Source organism: Micromonospora sp. DH14 (assembly GCF_029809455.1).
GTDB classification, from domain to species: Bacteria; Actinomycetota; Actinomycetes; order Mycobacteriales; family Micromonosporaceae; genus Micromonospora; species Micromonospora parva.
This window is the reverse complement of record NZ_JARVKT010000005.1, coordinates 118,449-135,181: the sequence shown is the minus strand read 5'-3', so window position 1 is coordinate 135,181 and position 16,733 is coordinate 118,449. Positions and strand designations below refer to the sequence as shown.

At 71.8% G+C, this 16,733-nt stretch carries 16 protein-coding genes; 8 read left to right on the top strand and 8 right to left on the bottom strand.

From position 1 onward, the window contains the following. Positions 1–22: 22 nt before the first annotated feature. Positions 23–739: a DUF1275 family protein gene (locus tag QCZ28_RS09520; RefSeq protein ID WP_279516240.1), complete on the bottom strand. Its 717-nt coding sequence runs from the start codon at positions 737–739 to the stop codon at positions 23–25. Positions 740–945: 206 nt separating this feature from the next. Between QCZ28_RS09520 and QCZ28_RS09515 the strand changes: the two genes are divergently transcribed. The 4 genes from QCZ28_RS09515 to mshC all read left to right on the top strand — a co-directional run bounded on the left by QCZ28_RS09515 (position 946) and on the right by mshC (position 4,496). Next, positions 946–1,650, top strand: a complete 705-nt coding sequence (locus QCZ28_RS09515) for an MSMEG_4193 family putative phosphomutase (protein WP_279516239.1) — start codon at positions 946–948, stop codon at positions 1,648–1,650. A gap of 144 nt (positions 1,651–1,794) precedes the next feature. Further along, on the top strand, positions 1,795–2,376 hold the full coding sequence (locus QCZ28_RS09510) for a DUF3090 domain-containing protein (RefSeq protein WP_238685851.1): 582 nt from the start codon (positions 1,795–1,797) through the stop codon (positions 2,374–2,376). After that, entirely contained in the window at positions 2,373–3,191 is an 819-nt protein-coding gene (locus QCZ28_RS09505; RefSeq protein ID WP_279516238.1) for an SCO1664 family protein, read from the top strand. The genes QCZ28_RS09510 and QCZ28_RS09505 overlap by 4 nt, the downstream gene beginning before the upstream one ends. Before the next feature lie 66 nt (positions 3,192–3,257). Beyond that, a complete protein-coding gene (gene mshC / locus QCZ28_RS09500; RefSeq protein WP_279516237.1) occupies positions 3,258–4,496 on the top strand; it encodes a cysteine--1-D-myo-inosityl 2-amino-2-deoxy-alpha-D-glucopyranoside ligase in 1,239 nt (412 codons plus the stop codon). Between the two features lie 124 nt (positions 4,497–4,620). Here the strand turns inward: mshC and QCZ28_RS09495 are convergent, their stop codons facing one another. The 5 genes from QCZ28_RS09495 to QCZ28_RS09475 form a co-directional block, all read right to left on the bottom strand. Beyond that, on the bottom strand, positions 4,621–5,826 hold the full coding sequence (locus tag QCZ28_RS09495) for an acetylhydrolase (protein ID WP_279516236.1): 1,206 nt from the start codon (positions 5,824–5,826) through the stop codon (positions 4,621–4,623). Between the two features lie 105 nt (positions 5,827–5,931). Then, entirely contained in the window at positions 5,932–6,264 is a 333-nt protein-coding gene (locus tag QCZ28_RS09490) for a transcriptional regulator (protein WP_279516235.1), read from the bottom strand. Beyond that, on the bottom strand, positions 6,261–6,995 hold the full coding sequence (locus QCZ28_RS09485) for a hypothetical protein (protein WP_279516234.1): 735 nt from the start codon (positions 6,993–6,995) through the stop codon (positions 6,261–6,263). Before QCZ28_RS09485 ends, QCZ28_RS09490 begins: the two co-directional genes overlap by 4 nt. A gap of 72 nt (positions 6,996–7,067) precedes the next feature. Then, a complete protein-coding gene (locus QCZ28_RS09480; protein WP_279516233.1) occupies positions 7,068–7,859 on the bottom strand; it encodes a GntR family transcriptional regulator in 792 nt (263 codons plus the stop codon). A 122-nt stretch (positions 7,860–7,981) separates the two neighbouring features. Beyond that, entirely contained in the window at positions 7,982–8,851 is an 870-nt protein-coding gene (locus QCZ28_RS09475) for a PAC2 family protein (protein ID WP_030332815.1), read from the bottom strand. A 261-nt stretch (positions 8,852–9,112) separates the two neighbouring features. Here QCZ28_RS09475 and metH point away from each other — a divergent pair, with 261 nt between their 5' ends. From metH to QCZ28_RS09460, 3 genes are all read left to right on the top strand, one after another. Further along, the gene (gene metH / locus QCZ28_RS09470) at positions 9,113–12,628 is read left to right on the top strand and encodes a methionine synthase (protein WP_279516232.1); all 3,516 of its coding nucleotides are present in this window, start codon (positions 9,113–9,115) and stop codon (positions 12,626–12,628) included. A gap of 122 nt (positions 12,629–12,750) precedes the next feature. Continuing rightward, positions 12,751–13,494 carry an MBL fold metallo-hydrolase gene (locus QCZ28_RS09465; RefSeq protein ID WP_279516231.1) on the top strand — a complete coding sequence of 248 codons (744 nt, stop codon included), beginning with the start codon at positions 12,751–12,753 and terminating at the stop codon, positions 13,492–13,494. Between the two features lie 146 nt (positions 13,495–13,640). Continuing rightward, positions 13,641–14,081, top strand: a complete 441-nt coding sequence (locus QCZ28_RS09460) for a VOC family protein (protein ID WP_279516230.1) — start codon at positions 13,641–13,643, stop codon at positions 14,079–14,081. A 148-nt stretch (positions 14,082–14,229) separates the two neighbouring features. Here QCZ28_RS09460 and QCZ28_RS09455 read toward each other — a convergent pair whose 3' ends face one another. Continuing rightward, positions 14,230–15,141: an NAD(P)-dependent oxidoreductase gene (locus QCZ28_RS09455; RefSeq protein ID WP_279516229.1), complete on the bottom strand. Its 912-nt coding sequence runs from the start codon at positions 15,139–15,141 to the stop codon at positions 14,230–14,232. 58 nt (positions 15,142–15,199) lie between these two features. After that, positions 15,200–16,228 carry a hypothetical protein gene (locus tag QCZ28_RS09450; protein ID WP_279516228.1) on the bottom strand — a complete coding sequence of 343 codons (1,029 nt, stop codon included), beginning with the start codon at positions 16,226–16,228 and terminating at the stop codon, positions 15,200–15,202. A 170-nt stretch (positions 16,229–16,398) separates the two neighbouring features. Between QCZ28_RS09450 and QCZ28_RS09445 the strand changes: the two genes are divergently transcribed. Then, the gene (locus QCZ28_RS09445) at positions 16,399–16,713 is read left to right on the top strand and encodes a hypothetical protein (RefSeq protein WP_279516227.1); all 315 of its coding nucleotides are present in this window, start codon (positions 16,399–16,401) and stop codon (positions 16,711–16,713) included. Positions 16,714–16,733 lie beyond the last annotated feature (20 nt).

Sequence of the window (16,733 nt, the reverse complement as noted above, 5' to 3'; positions counted from 1 at the left end):
TGGGTCTGGGCACCGACCACCGTCACCGGCCGGTACGCAGCAGCGACAGGCTGGCCAGGGCCAGCGTTCCCCAGGCCGGCACCCAGAGCGGCTGTTGCTGTGCCACGGTGCCGAGGCCGCCCCCGGCGGAGTAGCAGGTCAACACCAGCAGCCCCAGGAAGGTGCCCTGCCGTGCCCGCGATCGGCCGGTGTCCGGACCGAGCAACCACCGTCCGATGCGTTCACCGAGTTTGGCCACCGTGCCCGACTGGTAGGTGACGGCAGTGGTGATCCCGGCGGTACGGGCGAACAGCGTCGCCAGCGCGCCCATGGCGAGACCGCCGGCGGCGGCCAGCCCGACCCGCGCCGGCCCGCCCTGCCGGCCATAGTCGAGCAGCACGTTGAGCGCCGTCCAGAGGGCCATGGCGAGCACGGCGCAGGCGAGCCCCCGCGAGGACTGCGACCACCGGCCCTGCGCCGCTCGGACCTGCGAGACGACGCCCGTCCCGACGGCGAACGCGACCAGCGAGGCCGCGGACTCGGGCCAGGCGGCGTGTCTGCCGGCCAGGCCGATGCCCAGCAGGACGGCGTTGCCCGACTGGTTGGCGACGAAGGCCCCGTAGTGCAGGAAGGCGAAGGCGTCGACGAACCCGGCGGTGCCGGTGGTGAGGGCGAGGACCACCAGCGGATGCCGGAACTCCCGGTACACGTCCTGCGGGTCCGCGGTGAACGACGGCCCCACGAATGCCGAGTCGCCCATCGCGTTGCACACCCTCCGACAGCGGCCCCGGACACGCCAGGCACAACGCACTGTATCGACCCGGTCACGCCGCTCAGCCTGTTTCGCGGCGGATCGGCGGTTCCACGCCTGTCCGGCGCTCCCGCGCCGGATCGGCCCGGGCGACGCGAACCCGGCGAGGACGGCGGGCGACGACCCCGGTCGGGCACAGGTCATAGGGTGGTCCCGTGGCGACCCTCCTGCTTCTGCGACACGGCCGGACGACAGCGAACGCGGACGGCGGTCTGGCCGGCCGCCAGCCGGTCGAGTTGGACGACACCGGGCGCGCCCAGGCCAGCGCGGTCGGCGAGCGGCTGCGGCAGGTGCCACTGGCCGCCGTGGTGACCAGCCCGCTGATCCGCTGCCGGCAGACCCTGGAGCTGGCGCTCCCGCAGGCCACCCCGGTCGTCGAGGACGGCCTGATCGAGTGCGACTACGGCAGCTGGGAGGGCCAGCCGCTGAAGAAGCTCGCCAAGGAGCCGCTCTGGCCGGTGGTGCAGCAGCACCCCAGCGCGGCCGTCTTCCCGGGCGGGGAGGCGATGGCGGCGATGGCGGCGCGGGCCGTGGCGGCGGTGCGCTCCTGGGACGCCCGGGTGAACGCCGAACACGGGCCCGAGGCGGTCTGGCTGGCCTGCAGCCACGGCGACGTGATCAAGGCCATCGTGGCGGACGCGCTCGGCGTACACCTGGATGCCTTTCAGCGGATCGTGGCCGACCCGGCGTCGGTGACGGCGATCCGGTTCACGCCGCTGCGTCCGTTCCTGGTGCGCCTCAACGACACCGGCGGCGACCTGACGGCGCTGGTGCCGCCGCCGACCAAACGGCGTCGGCGCGCGAGCCGGGTGGCCGACTCGGACGCGGCCGTCGGCGGCGGGGCGGGTGCGTCGCGGTGAGGCGGGTCACCACACCAACCCCGGCCGGGGCGTCAACGCCCGCCACGCCCGGTGCAGCCCCTGGTACGCCGGGCGCGCCGCCACTGCGGCGATTCGCGTCGGTGGGGTGCGCGGTGCCCAGGCGGGCCGGATAGGGTCGTGGGTATGACCCACCAGGTGCACGCCTTCGAACCGCCGGAGCGGTTCGTCGCCGGGACTGTCGGGCCGCCGGGGGAGCGCACGTTCTTCCTGCAGGCCCGCGGCGGCGGCAGGCTGGTCAGCGTCGCGCTGGAGAAGGTCCAGGTGTCCCTGCTCGCCGAGAAGCTGGAGGAGTTGCTCACCGAGGCGCAGCGTCGCTTCGGGGTGGACCTCCCCGAGCTGGCGCCGGTGATCGGCGACAACGAGCCGCTGGACACTCCGGTCGACGAGGAGTTCCGGGTCGGGACCCTCGGGCTGGCCTTCGACGTGGACACCGCGACCGTGGTGATCGAGGCGATCGCGGCGGGCGAGGTGGAGCCCGAGGTCGAGCTCGGCGACGAGGACGACGACGAAGACGACGACGAGGACGACGAGCCGGACGAGGACCTCGATCGCCTCCGGGTCCGGCTCACCCCGCAGGCGACCCGCCAGTTCATCGAGCGGGCCCGGCGAGTGGTCAACGCGGGCCGGCCACCGTGCCCGCTCTGCGGCCAACCGTTGGACCCCGCCGGGCACCTCTGCCCGCGGCACAACGGTTACCACCGGTGACCTCGTCCGGCCTCCAGCCTCGCCAGGACGGCGACGCCGCGCTGCGGCTGCTGCGTGACGGCGTCCTCGACCTGGAGGGTCGGCTGGTCGACGCGTCGAACACGACGCTGCGCGGCATCCTGACCCTGGACGGGATGACCGCCCGCTGCGTCTACAAGCCGGTCCGTGGCGAGCGCCCCCTCTGGGACTTTCCCGACGGCACCCTGGCCGGTCGGGAGGTGTCGGCGTACCTGGTCTCCCGGGCCACCGGGTGGGGTCTGGTGCCGCCCACCGTGCTGCGTGACGGCCCGCTCGGCCCCGGCTCCTGCCAGCTGTGGATCGACGAGCCGGAGGACGCCGAAGCGCTCGTCGGTTTCCTGCCCGCCGGGGAGCTGCCGCCACGCTGGATCCCGATCGCCGCGGCCCGGGACGACGACGGCGCCGCGTACGCCCTGGCCCACGCCGACGACCCGCGGCTGGCCCGGCTCGCGGTGCTCGACGCGGTGCTCAACAACGCCGACCGCAAGGGCGGTCACGTGCTCGTCGGCGCCGAAGACCGGATCTACGGCGTGGACCACGGGGTGAGCTTCCACGTGGAGGACAAGCTGCGCACGGTGCTCTGGGGTTGGGCCGGCAAGCAGTTGCCCCTGGACGCCGTGGAGATGCTCGACACGCTGGCCGGGCAGGTCGCCGGGCCGCTCGGCGCGGAGCTGGCCGACCACCTGACGATCAGCGAGGTGGCCGGGGTGGCCGCCCGGGTGGACCGGCTGCGCGAGACCGGGAGCTTCCCGCTGCCGCCGGAGGACTGGCCGGCGATGCCCTGGCCACCCATGTGAGCCGCTGTCATCTTGATCACCCGTGGGGTGCTCCGGCGTCGTCGCCGGGCTGGCTAGGCTGATCCCATGGAGTCTTGGGCGGGACACGAGGTGCCACGGCTGCCGGGCAGGGGCGAGCCGCTGGCGTTGTACGACTCGGCGCGACAGGGTGTCCACCCGAGTGAGCCGGCCGACGCGGGAAGCATGTACGTCTGCGGCATCACCCCGTACGACGCCACCCACCTCGGCCACGCCGCCACCATGATCACGTTCGACCTGGTGCAGCGGATGTGGCGCGACTCCGGCCGCCCGGTGCGCTACGTGCAGAACGTCACCGACATCGACGACCCGCTGCTGGAGCGGGCCACCCGCGACGGCGAGGACTGGGTGGTCCTGGCGATGCGCGAGACGGCGCTGTTCCGGGAGGACATGGAGGCGCTGCGGATCATCCCGCCGGCGCACTACGTGGGCGCCGTCGAGTCGATCCCGGACATCGTCGAGAAGGTCGAGGTGCTGCTCAAGGACGGTGCCGCGTACCGCCTCGACGACGGCACCGGCGACGTCTACTTCGACATCTCCGCCACGCCCCGCTTCGGCTACGAGTCGAACCTGACCCGCGAGCAGATGCTGGAGATCTTCCCGGAGCGCGGCGGCGACCCCGACCGGGCCGGCAAGCGGGACCCACTGGACCCGCTGCTGTGGCGTGGTGCCCGCGAGGGCGAGCCGTCCTGGCCGGGCGGCGAGCTGGGCCCGGGCCGCCCCGGCTGGCACATCGAGTGCGCGGTGATCGCGCTCAACCTGCTCGGCGACCGGATCGACGTGCAGGGCGGCGGCAACGACCTGCTCTTCCCGCACCACGAGGCGTCCGCCGCGCACGCCGAGCGGCTCACCGGTCAGGCGCCGTTCGCCGAGCACTACGTGCACGCCGGGATGATCGGCCTGGACGGCGAGAAGATGTCCAAGTCCCGGGGCAACCTGGTCTTCGTGTCCCGGCTGCGCGCCGACAAGGTCGACCCGATGGCGATCCGGCTGGCGCTGATCTCCGGGCACTACCGCAGCGACCGTACCTGGACCGACGAGCTGCTCGCCGCCGCGTACGAGCGTCTGGACCGTTGGCGGCGGGCCGCCGCCGCGCCCGCCGGGCCGTCCGGGGCTGAGCTGCTGGCCGGGGTACGCGCCCGACTGGCCGACGACCTCGACACTCCCGGCGCGCTGGCGGTGGCCGACCGCTGGGCCGAGGCGGCCCTGGCCGGCGCCACGGACGACCCGGAGGCCCCCGCGCTCTTCGCGAACACGGTGGACGCCCTCCTCGGCATCCGCCTCTAGCCCTTGCGCACCGGGCCACGCCCCGCCCGCGTCGATCATGGAGTTGTGGTGGGCGATGAGCGGTGCCGCGCCCCTTACGCGAGGCGCCACAACTCCATGATCGACAGAGGGCTCAGCGGCCGGGTCAGGGAACGAATGTCACCTCGGGGAAGCGCCGGCTCGGGCCGCTGAGCAGGTGGCTGCCCCGGTGCCGGAGGTGCCGGTCGAAGAACGCCAGCGGGTACGCCTGCCCGATGCGGACCGCGCGGGACGGGTCGAGAGTGCCGATCCACCCGGTGAGTTCCTCGTCGCTCATGCCGATGACCCGGGCCAGTTGCGGCACCAGCCACTGGTTGTCGCCGTACGACGAGTGGACCGCTCCCGCGGCGTGGATGTTGAGCCGCCATCCGCGCAGGTGCGTGAAGAACTCGGCGACGGGGGGCTCCGTGGCCCGCGTGAACGCCGCCGTCATCAGCATGAACGGCCGGTGCAGGTCGGTGCTGGGCAGCGGTTGCGACTGCATCGGGCCGTCGAGGCTCAACCCCGCCTGGATCCGCTGGTCGGTGCCCATGGTCAGGGCCGTGGCGGTGCCGCCCTTCGACCAGCCGAACATGCCGATGCGCTTCAGGTCGAGGGCGGGGCCCAGCCCGGCCGGTAGCCGTGCCTGCCCGACGTCGGGGTTGCCCCCGGCGGCCAGCTCGGTGATCTGGTCGAGGACGAACCGGACGTCGCGGGTGTAGGTCCACGGGGTGGCGTGGTAGTCGTCCTCCTCGACGGTGACTCGGCCGTCGGGGAACTCGCTGTACCCGTCGTAGGTGTGGTCCACCGTGACCACCACGTACCCGTGACTGGCCAGTTCCTGGACCACGATGGTGGTGTCCGACCGGTGGCTGCCGCTGCCGTGCGAGTACAGGACCACCGGCAGCCGGCGGCCCGAGTGCCGCACCGGGGCGCCCTGGTGGCCGGCGGTCAGTGGCGCCAGCGCGGCGTCGGGGTCGAAGCCGGCGGAGTCCAGCAGCGTACGCATCGAGGCGGCGGTCATCCACGGTGCGAGCGCGTACCGCCGCACGTCCCGGGCGGGGTACCAGACGCTGACCATCAGCTCCCGGTATCGCCCCGGCCCGGCCAGCGGGTCCGGCTGCGACCGGTCGACCAGGTGCAGCGGCACCGTGCCCACGCGGTAGGGCCCGGTCGGCGCGGGCAGGGTGAGCCGGACCGGACCCGGATCGGCGGTGGCCGCCGTGGCCCGACCGGCTATGCCCAGCGGCACGCTGACCCCGGCCGCCAGCGCGGCTCCGACAAGGCCGCGGCGCGTCATTCCCCGGTCACCGACCGGCTGCACGACTGTCATCCGTCCTCCCCTGGGTTGTTCGACGCCGCAGCGGAGCGCTCCGGTCATCGATATAATCGCAGTGTATACACCGAGGGTGTAGTTGCACCATCGACTGCGCGCCGTTCACCCGTCACCGGTCGGTGCCGTCTCCGCTTGTTCGACCTGATGGATGAGTTGCTTGAGGTGGGCGATCTCAGCGCGCAGCGCTGCCTTGCCGGCAGCGGTGAGAGTCACCCAGGTGCGTGGGCGCTTGCCCTCGTATCCCTTCTCGATCTGGATCAGCTCGGCCTTCTCCAGGACGGTCAGGTGCTGCCCGAGGTTGCCTGCGGTCAGCTGCAGGGTGGTGCGCAGGAAGCCGAACTCGACCGGGTGGGCCTGGTGCGCGATGGCCAGGATGCCCAGCCGGACGCGCTGGTGGACCACGTCGTCGAGGCCGTTGGTGGGATGGACGGTCATCGCACCGGAGCCTCGGTGCTCGGCCGGAACACGGCGAAGGCGGCACTGCCGAGCAGCAGCAGAGCTGCCGGAACGAGCAGGTGCGGCAGGAAATACCACGGTGAGGTCGAATGGATGACCTGGCCGCCCATCACCATCACGATCGCCAGGTAGGCGAGGCTGTAGGCCAGCAGCGCCCAGTTGCGTTCGACCCACGCGAGCACCAGCAGCGCCAGCGCGATGACCGCTGTCGGACTGGCCAGCCCGTTGACGAGCCAGGCCGTCGGCCCGACCTCGATCTCGACCGGGTCGGTGGAGAAGGGGTCGGTGGGCACGGGGAGGAGTGGGTGGAACGTCAGCCAGATCGACACGGCCGCCATCAGAACTGCCAACGCGACGCCGACGGCGATGTAGGGGCGGATCGGGGTGCCCACGCCGCGCAGTCGGGACCGTCTTATGTAGAAGCCGGCGATCGCCGCGTAGGCGAGCACCAGCGCGATCGTCCAGTACCCGAGCTCCGCCGGGTTGGGTGCGACGCAGACCGTGTGCTGCGGGCGGTATCGGCAGGTGCGGAACACGTCGAGGTAGGGGGCGTACCGGTAGACGGGTATCGCGACCAGGGTGATCACCGCGAGGACCAGCAGCGGAAACCAGGTGCCGCGTTGGGCGGCGCGGACCTGACGGGTCAGGTCGCGCACGGCCGCCAACAGCTCGTGTGGCCCGTCCGCCTGGGAAGCGGATTCGTCTGTCATGAAGTTAGCTGTGCATTACAGACTTGTCGGCGCAAGAGAATCAGGCCGCATCTCGCGGCCCGTGGCGGAGAACTAGCCCAGGACCAGGCCGGGGTCGGGCTCCGGGTCGGGGGTCGGGCCCGGGATCTTGTACTCCTCGGTGAGCGTGGTCATCGGGCCGGGCCAGGTCGCCTGGGACACCTCGATCGGCTTGCGGTGCGCGTCGTACGCGACGTGCAGCAGGTGCAGCACGGGGGTGTCGGGTCGGATCTGGAGGATCTCGGCCTCCTCCCGGCTCGGCTGGCGGGCGCTGATCGTGTCGGTGGCCGAGACGTAGCGCCGCCCGGTGGCTTCCTCGGCCTCCTGGTAGAGCGGCCGGCCGAACGCCTCGGTGCGCTCCAGGGAGGTGCCGGCGGTGTCGCGGGGCAGGAACCAGGAGGCGCCCACCTCGACGGGGGAGTCGTCGGTGCGCACGAGGTGCCGGCGGCAGAGCAGGCTGGTGCCGTCGGACACGCCGAAGGCGTCGGCCACCTCGGCGGGGGCGGGGGCGGGCCCGACGGAGACGAGCTGCTGCCGGTACCGGGCGGCCAGGTCGGTGTGGTAGCCGCGGAAGCCGCCGTAGCGGCCCCGGGAGAGGCGGTTGAGCCGGCGGCGGGTGCCCCGGACGTACGTACCGGAGCCGGGTTTGGTGATCAGGATGCCCTCGACCCGCAGCTGGTCGACGGCGCGTTGCACGGTCTGCTTGGCGACGCCGAACATCTCGGCGATGGCCGGGATGGACGGCAGCCGCTCGCCCGGCCCCCAGTCGCCGCGGCGGACCTGGGCCTTGAGCTGCGCGGCGATCTGTCGGTGCGGGAACTCGGCGGCCCCGGGATTGATCTGCACACCCGCCTCCTTGATCACATCTAGGTTCCTAGGATGCCCTAGCGGGTGTGACGGCGCCACCCCGGACACACCAAAACGGGCCTCCGGACCGGAAGGTCCGAAGGCCCGCAGCGGAGCGGCGGCTACCAGGAACCGGCGGTGGGGCCGGCGGAACCGCCCCGGCGGCGCAGGTACTTCTCGAACTCCTGGGCGATCTCGTCGCCGGTCAACGGGGTGATGCCCTCGTCGCCGACCCGTTCCTCCAGCTCGCGGACGTACTCGCCCAACTCGGCGTCCTGCTCGGCGGCGCTGCGCACCCGTTGCTCCCACTCGGCGGACTCCTCGGCCAGGTCGGCCATCGGCACCGGCAGGTCGACGACCTCCTCGACCCGGTGCAGCAGGGCGAGGGTGGCCTTCGGGCAGGGCGGGTTGTTGGCGTAGTGCGGCACGTGCACCCAGAACGAGACGGCGTCCACCTCGGCGCGGGTGCACGCGTCGTGCAGCACGCCGACGATGCCGGTCGGGCCGTCGTACCGGGTGGGGGTCAGTTGGTAGCGCTCGGCGGCCTGCGCGTCGGAGGCGCTGCCGCTGATCGGCAGCGGCCGGGTGTACGGAACGTCTGCCAGCAACGCGCCGAGCAGCACCACCCGTTCCACCTCCAGGCTGTGGCAGATCTCCAGCACCTGCTCGCAGAACGTCCGCCAGCGCATGCTCGGCTCGATGCCGCGGATCAGCACCACGTCACGGTCGGTGCCCTCCGGGCTGGCCACCATGAACCGGGTCGTCGGCCACTCCACCCGCCGGGTCTCCCCGTCGGCCATCGTGATGGTGGGCCGGCTGACCTGGAAGTCGTAGAAGTCCTCCGGATCCAGCTCGGCGATCTGCCGGGCGTTCCAGACCTGCTCCAGGTGCTCGACGGCGGCGGTGGACGCGTCGGCGGCGTCGTTCCAGCCCTCGAACGCGGCGATCGCCACGGGGGACCGCAGCACCGGCAGTCCGTCGAACTCGGTCACGCCGTCACCTCACCCTGCTCGTCGCGGCCGGCGCCGGGACCGCGCCCGGTCGTCATGCCGTGGTGCACGGTGGCGTCCCTGTTGTCCTTCACGTCCGTCAGCCTACGTGCAGGGCGGGGGCACGGCCCGTCGGCCGCGCCGGTCGGCCGCTCCGACAGCAGGTCATACCCGAACGAACCAGACAGGGTGATCCCCGTGACACAATAGGGGATCGCTCGAGGATGGTCGTGGAGTCCGGCCGAATCGCACTAACCTGAACGGGTGCGGACTTCATTGATGGATGTGCTGGCTGAGCGGGTTCTCATCGCCGACGGTGCGATGGGCACGATGCTCCAGGCCGCGGACCTCACGCTCGACGACTTCGACGGGCTCGAGGGGTGCAACGAGATCCTCAACGTCACCCGCCCGGACGTGGTGCGCGGGGTGCACGACGCCTACCTGGCCGCCGGCGCGGACTGCGTGGAGACCAACACCTTCGGCGCCAATCTCGCCAACCTCGCCGAGTACGACATCCCGCAGCGCATCCGCGAGTTGTCCGAGGCGGGTGCCCGGATCGCCCGGGAGGCCGCCGACGCGGCCAGCACCCCGCAGCGGCCCCGGTTCGTGCTCGGCTCGATCGGGCCGGGCACCAAGCTGCCGACCCTCGGGCACGCCGACTACTCGACCCTGCGCGACGCCTACCAGGAGAACGCCGCCGGTCTGATCGCCGGCGGCGCGGACGCGCTGATCATCGAGACCTGCCAGGACCTGCTCCAGGTCAAGGCGGCGGTGGTCGGGTCGAAGCGGGCGATGGCCGAGCTGGGCCAGTCGGTGCCGATCATCTGTCACGTCGCCGTGGAGACCACCGGCACGATGCTGGTCGGCAGCGAGATCGGTGCGGCCCTGGCCGCGATCGAACCGCTCGGCGTGGACCTGATCGGGCTCAACTGCTCGACCGGCCCGGCCGAGATGAGCGAGCACCTGCGGTATTTGTCGCAGCACTCCCGCATCCCGCTGTCGGTGATGCCGAACGCCGGCCTGCCGGTGCTGACCGCCGACGGGGCGTACTTCCCGCTGACTCCCGTGGAGCTGGCCGAGGCCCTGGAGCGGTTCGTCACCGAGTACGGCGTGGGGCTTGTCGGCGGCTGCTGCGGCACCACCCCGGAGCACATCCAGGTGCTGTCCGAGCGGCTGCACGGCGTGACCGCCCCGGCCCGCGAGCCCCGACACGAGGCGGGTGTGTCCTCGGTGTACCACCCGGTGCCGTTCGCCCAGGACGCGTCGGTGCTGATGGTGGGGGAGCGGACCAACGCCAACGGCTCGAAGGCGTTCCGGGAGGCGATGCTCGCCGGTGACTGGCGGGCCTGCGTGGAGATCGCCCGCAGCCAGGCGCGCGACGGCTCGCACCTGCTCGACCTCTGCGTGGACTACGTCGGCCGCGACGGCACCCAGGACATGCGGGAGCTGGCCGGCAGGTTCGCCACCGCGTCGACCCTGCCCATCATGTTGGACTCCACCGAGCCGGCGGTCGTCGAGGCCGGGCTGGAGATGCTCGGCGGGCGGTGCGTGGTCAACTCGGTGAACTTCGAGGACGGCGACGGCCCCGAGTCCCGGTACGCGCGGGTGATGCCGATCGTCCGCGAGCACGGCGCGGCGGTGGTGGCGCTGCTCATCGACGAGGAGGGCCAGGCCCGTACCCAGGAGTGGAAGGTCCGGGTCGCGACGCGGTTGATCGACGACCTGACCGGCCGGTGGGGGGTGGACCGTTCCGACATCCTGATCGACGCGCTGACCTTCCCGATCGCCACCGGGCAGGAGGAGACCCGCCGCGACGGCCTCGAGACGATCGAGGCGATCCGCGAGATCGCCAGCCGCTACCCGGGCGTCAACTTCACCCTGGGCATCTCGAACATCTCCTTCGGCCTCAACCCGGCGGCCCGGCAGGTGCTCAACTCGGTGTTCCTGCACGAGTGCGTGCAGGCCGGCCTGACGTCGGCGATCGTGCACGCCAGCAAGATCCTGCCGATGTCGAAGATCCCCGACGAGCAGCGCGAGGTCGCCCTGGACCTGGTCTACGACCGGCGCCGCGAGGGGTACGACCCGGTGCAGCGGTTCCTGGAGCTGTTCGAGGGTGTCGACGTGACCAGCGCCCGGGCCAGCCGGGCCCAGGAGTTGGCCGCGCTGCCGCTGGACGAACGGCTCAAGCGGCGGATCATCGACGGTGAGCGCAACGGCCTGGAGGCCGACCTGGACGACGCGATGGCCGGCGGCCGGTCCCCACTGTCGATCATCAACGACATCCTGCTGGACGGCATGAAGGTGGTCGGCGAGCTGTTCGGTTCCGGCCAGATGCAGCTGCCGTTCGTGCTCCAGTCCGCCGAGGTGATGAAGACCGCGGTGGCCTACCTGGAACCGCACATGGAGACCGCGGAGGACGGCGGAAAGGGCCGCATCGTGCTCGCCACAGTGCGCGGCGACGTGCACGACATCGGCAAGAACCTGGTCGACATCATCCTGTCCAACAACGGCTACGAGGTGGTGAACATCGGCATCAAGCAGCCGATCAGCGCCATCCTGGACGCTGCCGAGCAGCACCGCGCCGACGCGATCGGCATGTCCGGGCTGCTGGTGAAGAGCACCGTCATCATGAAGGAGAACCTGGCCGAGATGGCCACCCGGGGGGTCGCCGAGCGTTGGCCCGTCCTGTTGGGTGGGGCGGCGCTGACCCGCGCGTACGTCGAGGACGACCTGCGCGCGATGTTCCCCGGGCAGGTGCACTACGCGCGGGACGCGTTCGAGGGTCTGTCCCTGATGGACCGGGTGATGACCGCCAAGCGCGGCGGCGCGCCGGTGATCGACCCCGAGCGGGAGGCGGCCCTCGCGGCCCGGCGGGCGCGCCGGGAACGGCAGCGCTCGGTGGTCAGCACGTCGCTGCCGGAGCTGCACGACTCCTCCGTCCGCTCCGACGTGGCCGCCGACGTGGCGGTGCCCACCCCGCCGTTCTTCGGCACCCGGGTCGTCAAGGGCGTGTCGATGGCCGACTACGCGGCGCTGCTCGACGAGCGGGCCACCTTCTCCGGGCAGTGGGGCCTGCGCGGCGCCCGGGGCGGCAGCGGACCCTCCTACGAGGAGCTTGTCGAGACCGAGGGCCGTCCGCGCCTGCGGTACTGGCTGGACCGGTTGATCGCCGACCAGGTCCTTGAGGCAGCCGTGGTGTACGGCTACTTCCCCGCGTACTCCGAAGGCAACGACCTGGTGGTGCTCGACGAGAACGGGCACGCGGAGCGCGCCCGGTTCTCCTTCCCCCGGCAGCGGCAGGAGCGGCGGCTCTGCCTGGCGGACTTCTTCAAGCCGCGGGGCGAGCAGCTCGATGTGGTCGCGTTGCAACTGGTCACCGTGGGTCAGCCGGTCAGTGAGTACGCGGCGAAGCTGTTCGCCCGCAACGAGTACCGCGACTACCTGGAGGTGCACGGGCTCTCCGTGCAGCTCACCGAGGCGCTCGCCGAATACTGGCACCAGCGCATCCGCGCCGAGATGACCCTGCCCGACGGTCGCCCGCTGGGGCACGACGACCCGGCGGACCTGGCCGGCATCCTGCACAACGACTACCGGGGTTGCCGGTACGCGTTCGGCTACCCGGCCTGCCCCGACCTGGAGGACCGGGCGAAGATCATGGATCTGCTCGGCGCGGACCGGATCGGGGTCGAGCTGTCCGAGGAGTTCCAGCTGATGCCGGAACAGGCCACCGACGCGATCGTGGTCCACCACCCGGAGGCCAACTACTTCAACGCCAAGTAACGGGCGCAGGTGCCCTGACCTGCACCTGAGGTACGTCCGGGCGGTCGCTGAGTGCCAGCGTGCCGCCGGGACGGTCCTGCCCTGGCATGCGGCCCCGGCCCTCCAGGTGGGACGCTACCGGGATGCGACAGGTCACAGTGCTTGGTAGTTGCGGTGGCTTCCCCGAACCCGGCCGCGCCTGCAGCGGTTTCGCGGTGGACTGGGACGGCTACCGCTTGGTGTTCGACCTGGGCTATTCCACGCTGCCGCGGCTGCTCGAACACTGGCCGGACGGTGTGCTGGACGCTGTCGTCGTCACCCACGAGCACCCGGATCACTGCGTTGACCTGCACGCTCTGTTCAGGATGCGGTTCTACGGTCAGCCCGGGGGACCACGGCTGCCGCTGTTCTGCCCGCCCGGCGTGCTCGACCGGCTCAGCGGCTTGGAGCCCGACGCCGATCTACAGGCGGTCTTCGACCTGCACCCGTTACCCGGCGGCTACCGGGTCGGGCCGTTCGACCTGACCGGGCTGTCTCTCCCGCACTTCGTGCCCAACGCCGGCGTCCGGATCGCGGCCGACGGGATCGTCCTGGCCTACTCCGGGGACACCGGGCCTACTTCCGCGCTGGCCGAGCTGGGACGTGACGCCGACCTGTTCATCGTCGAGGCGACGGATCACGACGGCGAGACGAGCCGTCCCACCCGAAACCTGTTGACCTCCACCGAGGCTGGTCGGTGGGCTCGTCGGGCGGGCGCCCGCCGCCTGATGCTCACCCACTTCTGGCCGGGCAACGACCGGGAGGTGGCGGTGGCCGCCGCGCAGGCGGAGTTCGGCGGTGCCGTTATGGCGGCTGAGGAAGGGCTCACGCTGCTACTCGGGACGTAGCACCGCCTCGACGGAGTGGGACCGGGATTGCTCACCCGCTGATGAGGACTGCGGAAAGCCCGCTCTGTGTGTCGAAAACGGCCGGGTGGCTCCGTCTTCAGGGAGGATGCGGTCATCGTGATCGCAGCAGAGCAGGGAGATGCGGCATGGCGATCCAGCGGATGGACAACGTCCTCATCGTGGTCGAGGACCTTGACGCGGTCATCGCGTTCTTCGTCGAACTCGGCATGGAGTTGGAGGGGCGGGGACCGGTCGAGGGGCGGTGGGTGGAGCGGGTCATCGGGATCGACGACGTCCGGCAGGAGGTGGCGATGCTGCGGACCCCGGACGGCCACGGCAAGGTCGAGTTGGCGATGTTCCACCGTCCGGCGGCGATCATCACGGCACCGAGGGACGCGCCGGCGAACACGCTGGGCATTCGGCGGATCATGTTCGCCGTCGACGACATCGACGACGTGGTCGCCCGGCTGCGCGGCCACGGCGCCGAACTGGTCGGCGAGGTGGAGCGGTACGAGGACATCTTCCGGCTCTGCTACGTGCGCGGCCCCGAGGGCATCATCGTCGGCCTGGCCGAACAGCTCCGCTGACGCCGCCGTCGGACGTCGTCCACGTGGCCGTCGCCGACCTCGGCCCAACCAGGTGTGCCTGGCCTGGGCCGAGGACAACCGCTCACCACTGGTGCACGAGATCGTCGACCTCGCGGCGCCATCACCGGGTGATCGGTGCCAAGGGGGGTCAGGCGCTCCGGAAGGTCTCGCGTAGCGCCGGGTCCAACGGACGGCCGCTTGTCGGCTCGATGAACAGGTTGGCGAGCAGGAGATCGCCCAGGTAGGTCGGGTTCACCCCGGACTCCCTTCGGCCGAGGGCCTGTGCCGCGCCGCCGAGTCGCAGCGCGGCCCGCGCCGCGCCGGCCGGCAGGCGGCCGACCCGGCGGGGCCGACCGACCGCGTCGGCGATGCGCGCGAGCATGTCGGCCCAGGTGAGGTTCTCGTCGGCGACCGGGATGTCCGCGCCGCTCGCCCGCTCCAGGGCGTCGACCGCGACCTCGGCCACGCTGCGGGCGGAGGCCGCGGCGCTACCGCCGGTCGGGGCGAGCAGTGGGGTACGCGAGCGGGCCCACCGGTCCAGCGGAGGCGCCCAGTTGGGCAGCCGGTCGCCGGCCCGACCGAAGACGAAGGGCAGTTCGAGGACGGCGACCGCAAGGCCCTCGCCGGCGGCCGCCCGCCCCTCCCGGGCCTGCTCCAGGCGGCACCGGATGTACGTGTGCCGTTCGGCGAGGCGCCACTGCGGGTGGAGCCGGTCGAAGTAGGTGTAGTAGGAGCCCATCACGACGCCCCGGGTGAGCCCTTCGAGGCGGGCGGCGGTGAGCAGGCGCACCACCGGGTCGACGTTGGCGCGCCGGAACTCGGGATAGATCGGCTTGGGCAGCGGCCGTTGCTCGTCGGTGCGGGTGGCGTACACGACGCCGTCGTGCCCGGCGAGCAACGACCGCAGGTCGTCGACCGAGGCGGACCCGACATCGAGCAGGTGGTCGACGCCCGGTTGGGCGGTCCGCGCCACGGTGGTCGCGGCGTGACCACCCGCGCGGAGGACGTCCACGACGTGAGCGCCGATCAGCCCGCTGCCACCCACCACGAGAATTCGCACGGTGCATCGTCCACTCTGGAACCCGTGTCTTGTCAACCCACGGGCGCCGCCGGGCGGGTCACTGCTTGTTCTTCGCGACGTTGTAGATGTCCAGGACGTCGTCGTCGAAGTAGGGGCCGTACATGTTCCCCGAGAACTTGTACGACATCACCGAGTTGACGAACCCGAACCGGAGGTCGTTGTCCCAGGCGCGCAGGAAGGGGCCGCCGCTCGCGCCCTTGTTGAGCGGGCAGTCCTTCAGCTTGATCCGTTGCGCCCCGGCGACCTTGGTGGTGCCGGAGGAGAAGAACTGCGACTGCCCGTCGAAGGGCGGCTCGCCCGGGTAGCCGAGCAGCATCGCGGAGAACGACTTGGACTTGTTGACGCTGAGCCCCTGCCCGCCGGTGACGTGCACGAGTCGGTCGCCGCCGAGGGGGTGCATGGTGACGAACGCGAAGTCCCACCAGAGGTAGCCCCAGTCGACCCAGCCCTCCACCGAGGTGAACTCCTTGGCCGACCAGAGGCCGTGCAGCGGCTCGCCCTCGGTGAACTCCGGCGCGTACACCCAGTTGTCGAACCAGACCGACCCGCCGTCACCCGGGTGTACGCAGTGGCCGGCGGTGGACACCAGGTTCGCCTGGGGGTTGTTGATGGTGGCACCGGAGCAGAAGAAGTCCTCGTTGTGGTGGGTGAAGAAGACCCGTCCGACGCCGGGCGAGGCGTTCACCGCCTGGGTCGCCTGACCGCTGCCCGCCGGAGCCGCGCTCACCGTGGCGGTGGAGGACAAGGGTGCCGCCGGCGTTGCCACGTCGCGGGGCGCGCCGACTCGACCGGGGCGGTCGGTGGCCTCCCCGTCGGGTGCGTCGATCCCGTCCGGCATGGGTGCGGGTCGTGCCGCTCGCATCCGCTCGGGGGTCCAGTAGGCGGTGCTCGACCTCGCCGCGGCGTCGGCGTCGGTGGACGGCCGCCCGTGGATGGTGGCGCGGGCCTCGGCCACCGTCGCGGACCCGACGTCGGCGGTCGCGCCGGCCTGGGCCGGCGGCTGCGCGACGGTGACGGCCGCCAGCAGCATGACGCCGGCCGAGAGTGATCCGAGTTGCCTACGCACGAGACCTCCTGGGGTCGTGGCCGGAGCGGATGCGCTCCGACGTCCTTCCGCAGACGCTAGGCTCGGACCGACGGTCTACAGTGGGCGTGTCGTATACGGTCAGTGACGGTTGCCTGACTGCGAGACGCGCCGCGCTGTGTCCGAGAAGGTCTCACAAACAGGGGTCGAGGATGTCGGATCCGCGCGCTTTCTGGCTGGACGAGCAGTTCGACCGCGAGCACGGCGTCGAGGGGCGCGGCCGGTACGAGGCCGAGGTGCGCGGCCGCATCGACGAGTTCACCGACTCCTGGGGAGACTTCGCGCCCGTCGCGTTCGCGGTGACGGCCTGGCGGCTGGCCACCGAGCTGTCGCCGACGCCCGAGGGTCCGGACGACGACGTCGCCGCGGCGGCACGCCGGGCCGTGGTGGTGCTGGCCCGGGAACTCAACGACCTCCTCGCGCCGATGATCGGGCAGCTCGACGCCGGAGTGCCGGCGGACTCCTGAGATGCCCGTCGGGCGGTAAG

Coding starts and splice junctions, on each gene's coding strand:
- QCZ28_RS09520 (WP_279516240.1), bottom strand. CDS start 739: ATGGGCGACTCGGCATTCGTGGGGCCGTCGTTCACCGCGGACCCGCAG.
- QCZ28_RS09510 (WP_238685851.1), top strand. CDS start 1,795: ATGACCCACCAGGTGCACGCCTTCGAACCGCCGGAGCGGTTCGTCGCC.
- mshC (WP_279516237.1), top strand. CDS start 3,258: ATGGAGTCTTGGGCGGGACACGAGGTGCCACGGCTGCCGGGCAGGGGC.
- QCZ28_RS09495 (WP_279516236.1), bottom strand. CDS start 5,826: ATGACAGTCGTGCAGCCGGTCGGTGACCGGGGAATGACGCGCCGCGGC.
- QCZ28_RS09490 (WP_279516235.1), bottom strand. CDS start 6,264: ATGACCGTCCATCCCACCAACGGCCTCGACGACGTGGTCCACCAGCGC.
- QCZ28_RS09485 (WP_279516234.1), bottom strand. CDS start 6,995: ATGACAGACGAATCCGCTTCCCAGGCGGACGGGCCACACGAGCTGTTG.
- QCZ28_RS09465 (WP_279516231.1), top strand. CDS start 12,751: ATGCGACAGGTCACAGTGCTTGGTAGTTGCGGTGGCTTCCCCGAACCC.
- QCZ28_RS09460 (WP_279516230.1), top strand. CDS start 13,641: ATGGCGATCCAGCGGATGGACAACGTCCTCATCGTGGTCGAGGACCTT.
- QCZ28_RS09445 (WP_279516227.1), top strand. CDS start 16,399: ATGTCGGATCCGCGCGCTTTCTGGCTGGACGAGCAGTTCGACCGCGAG.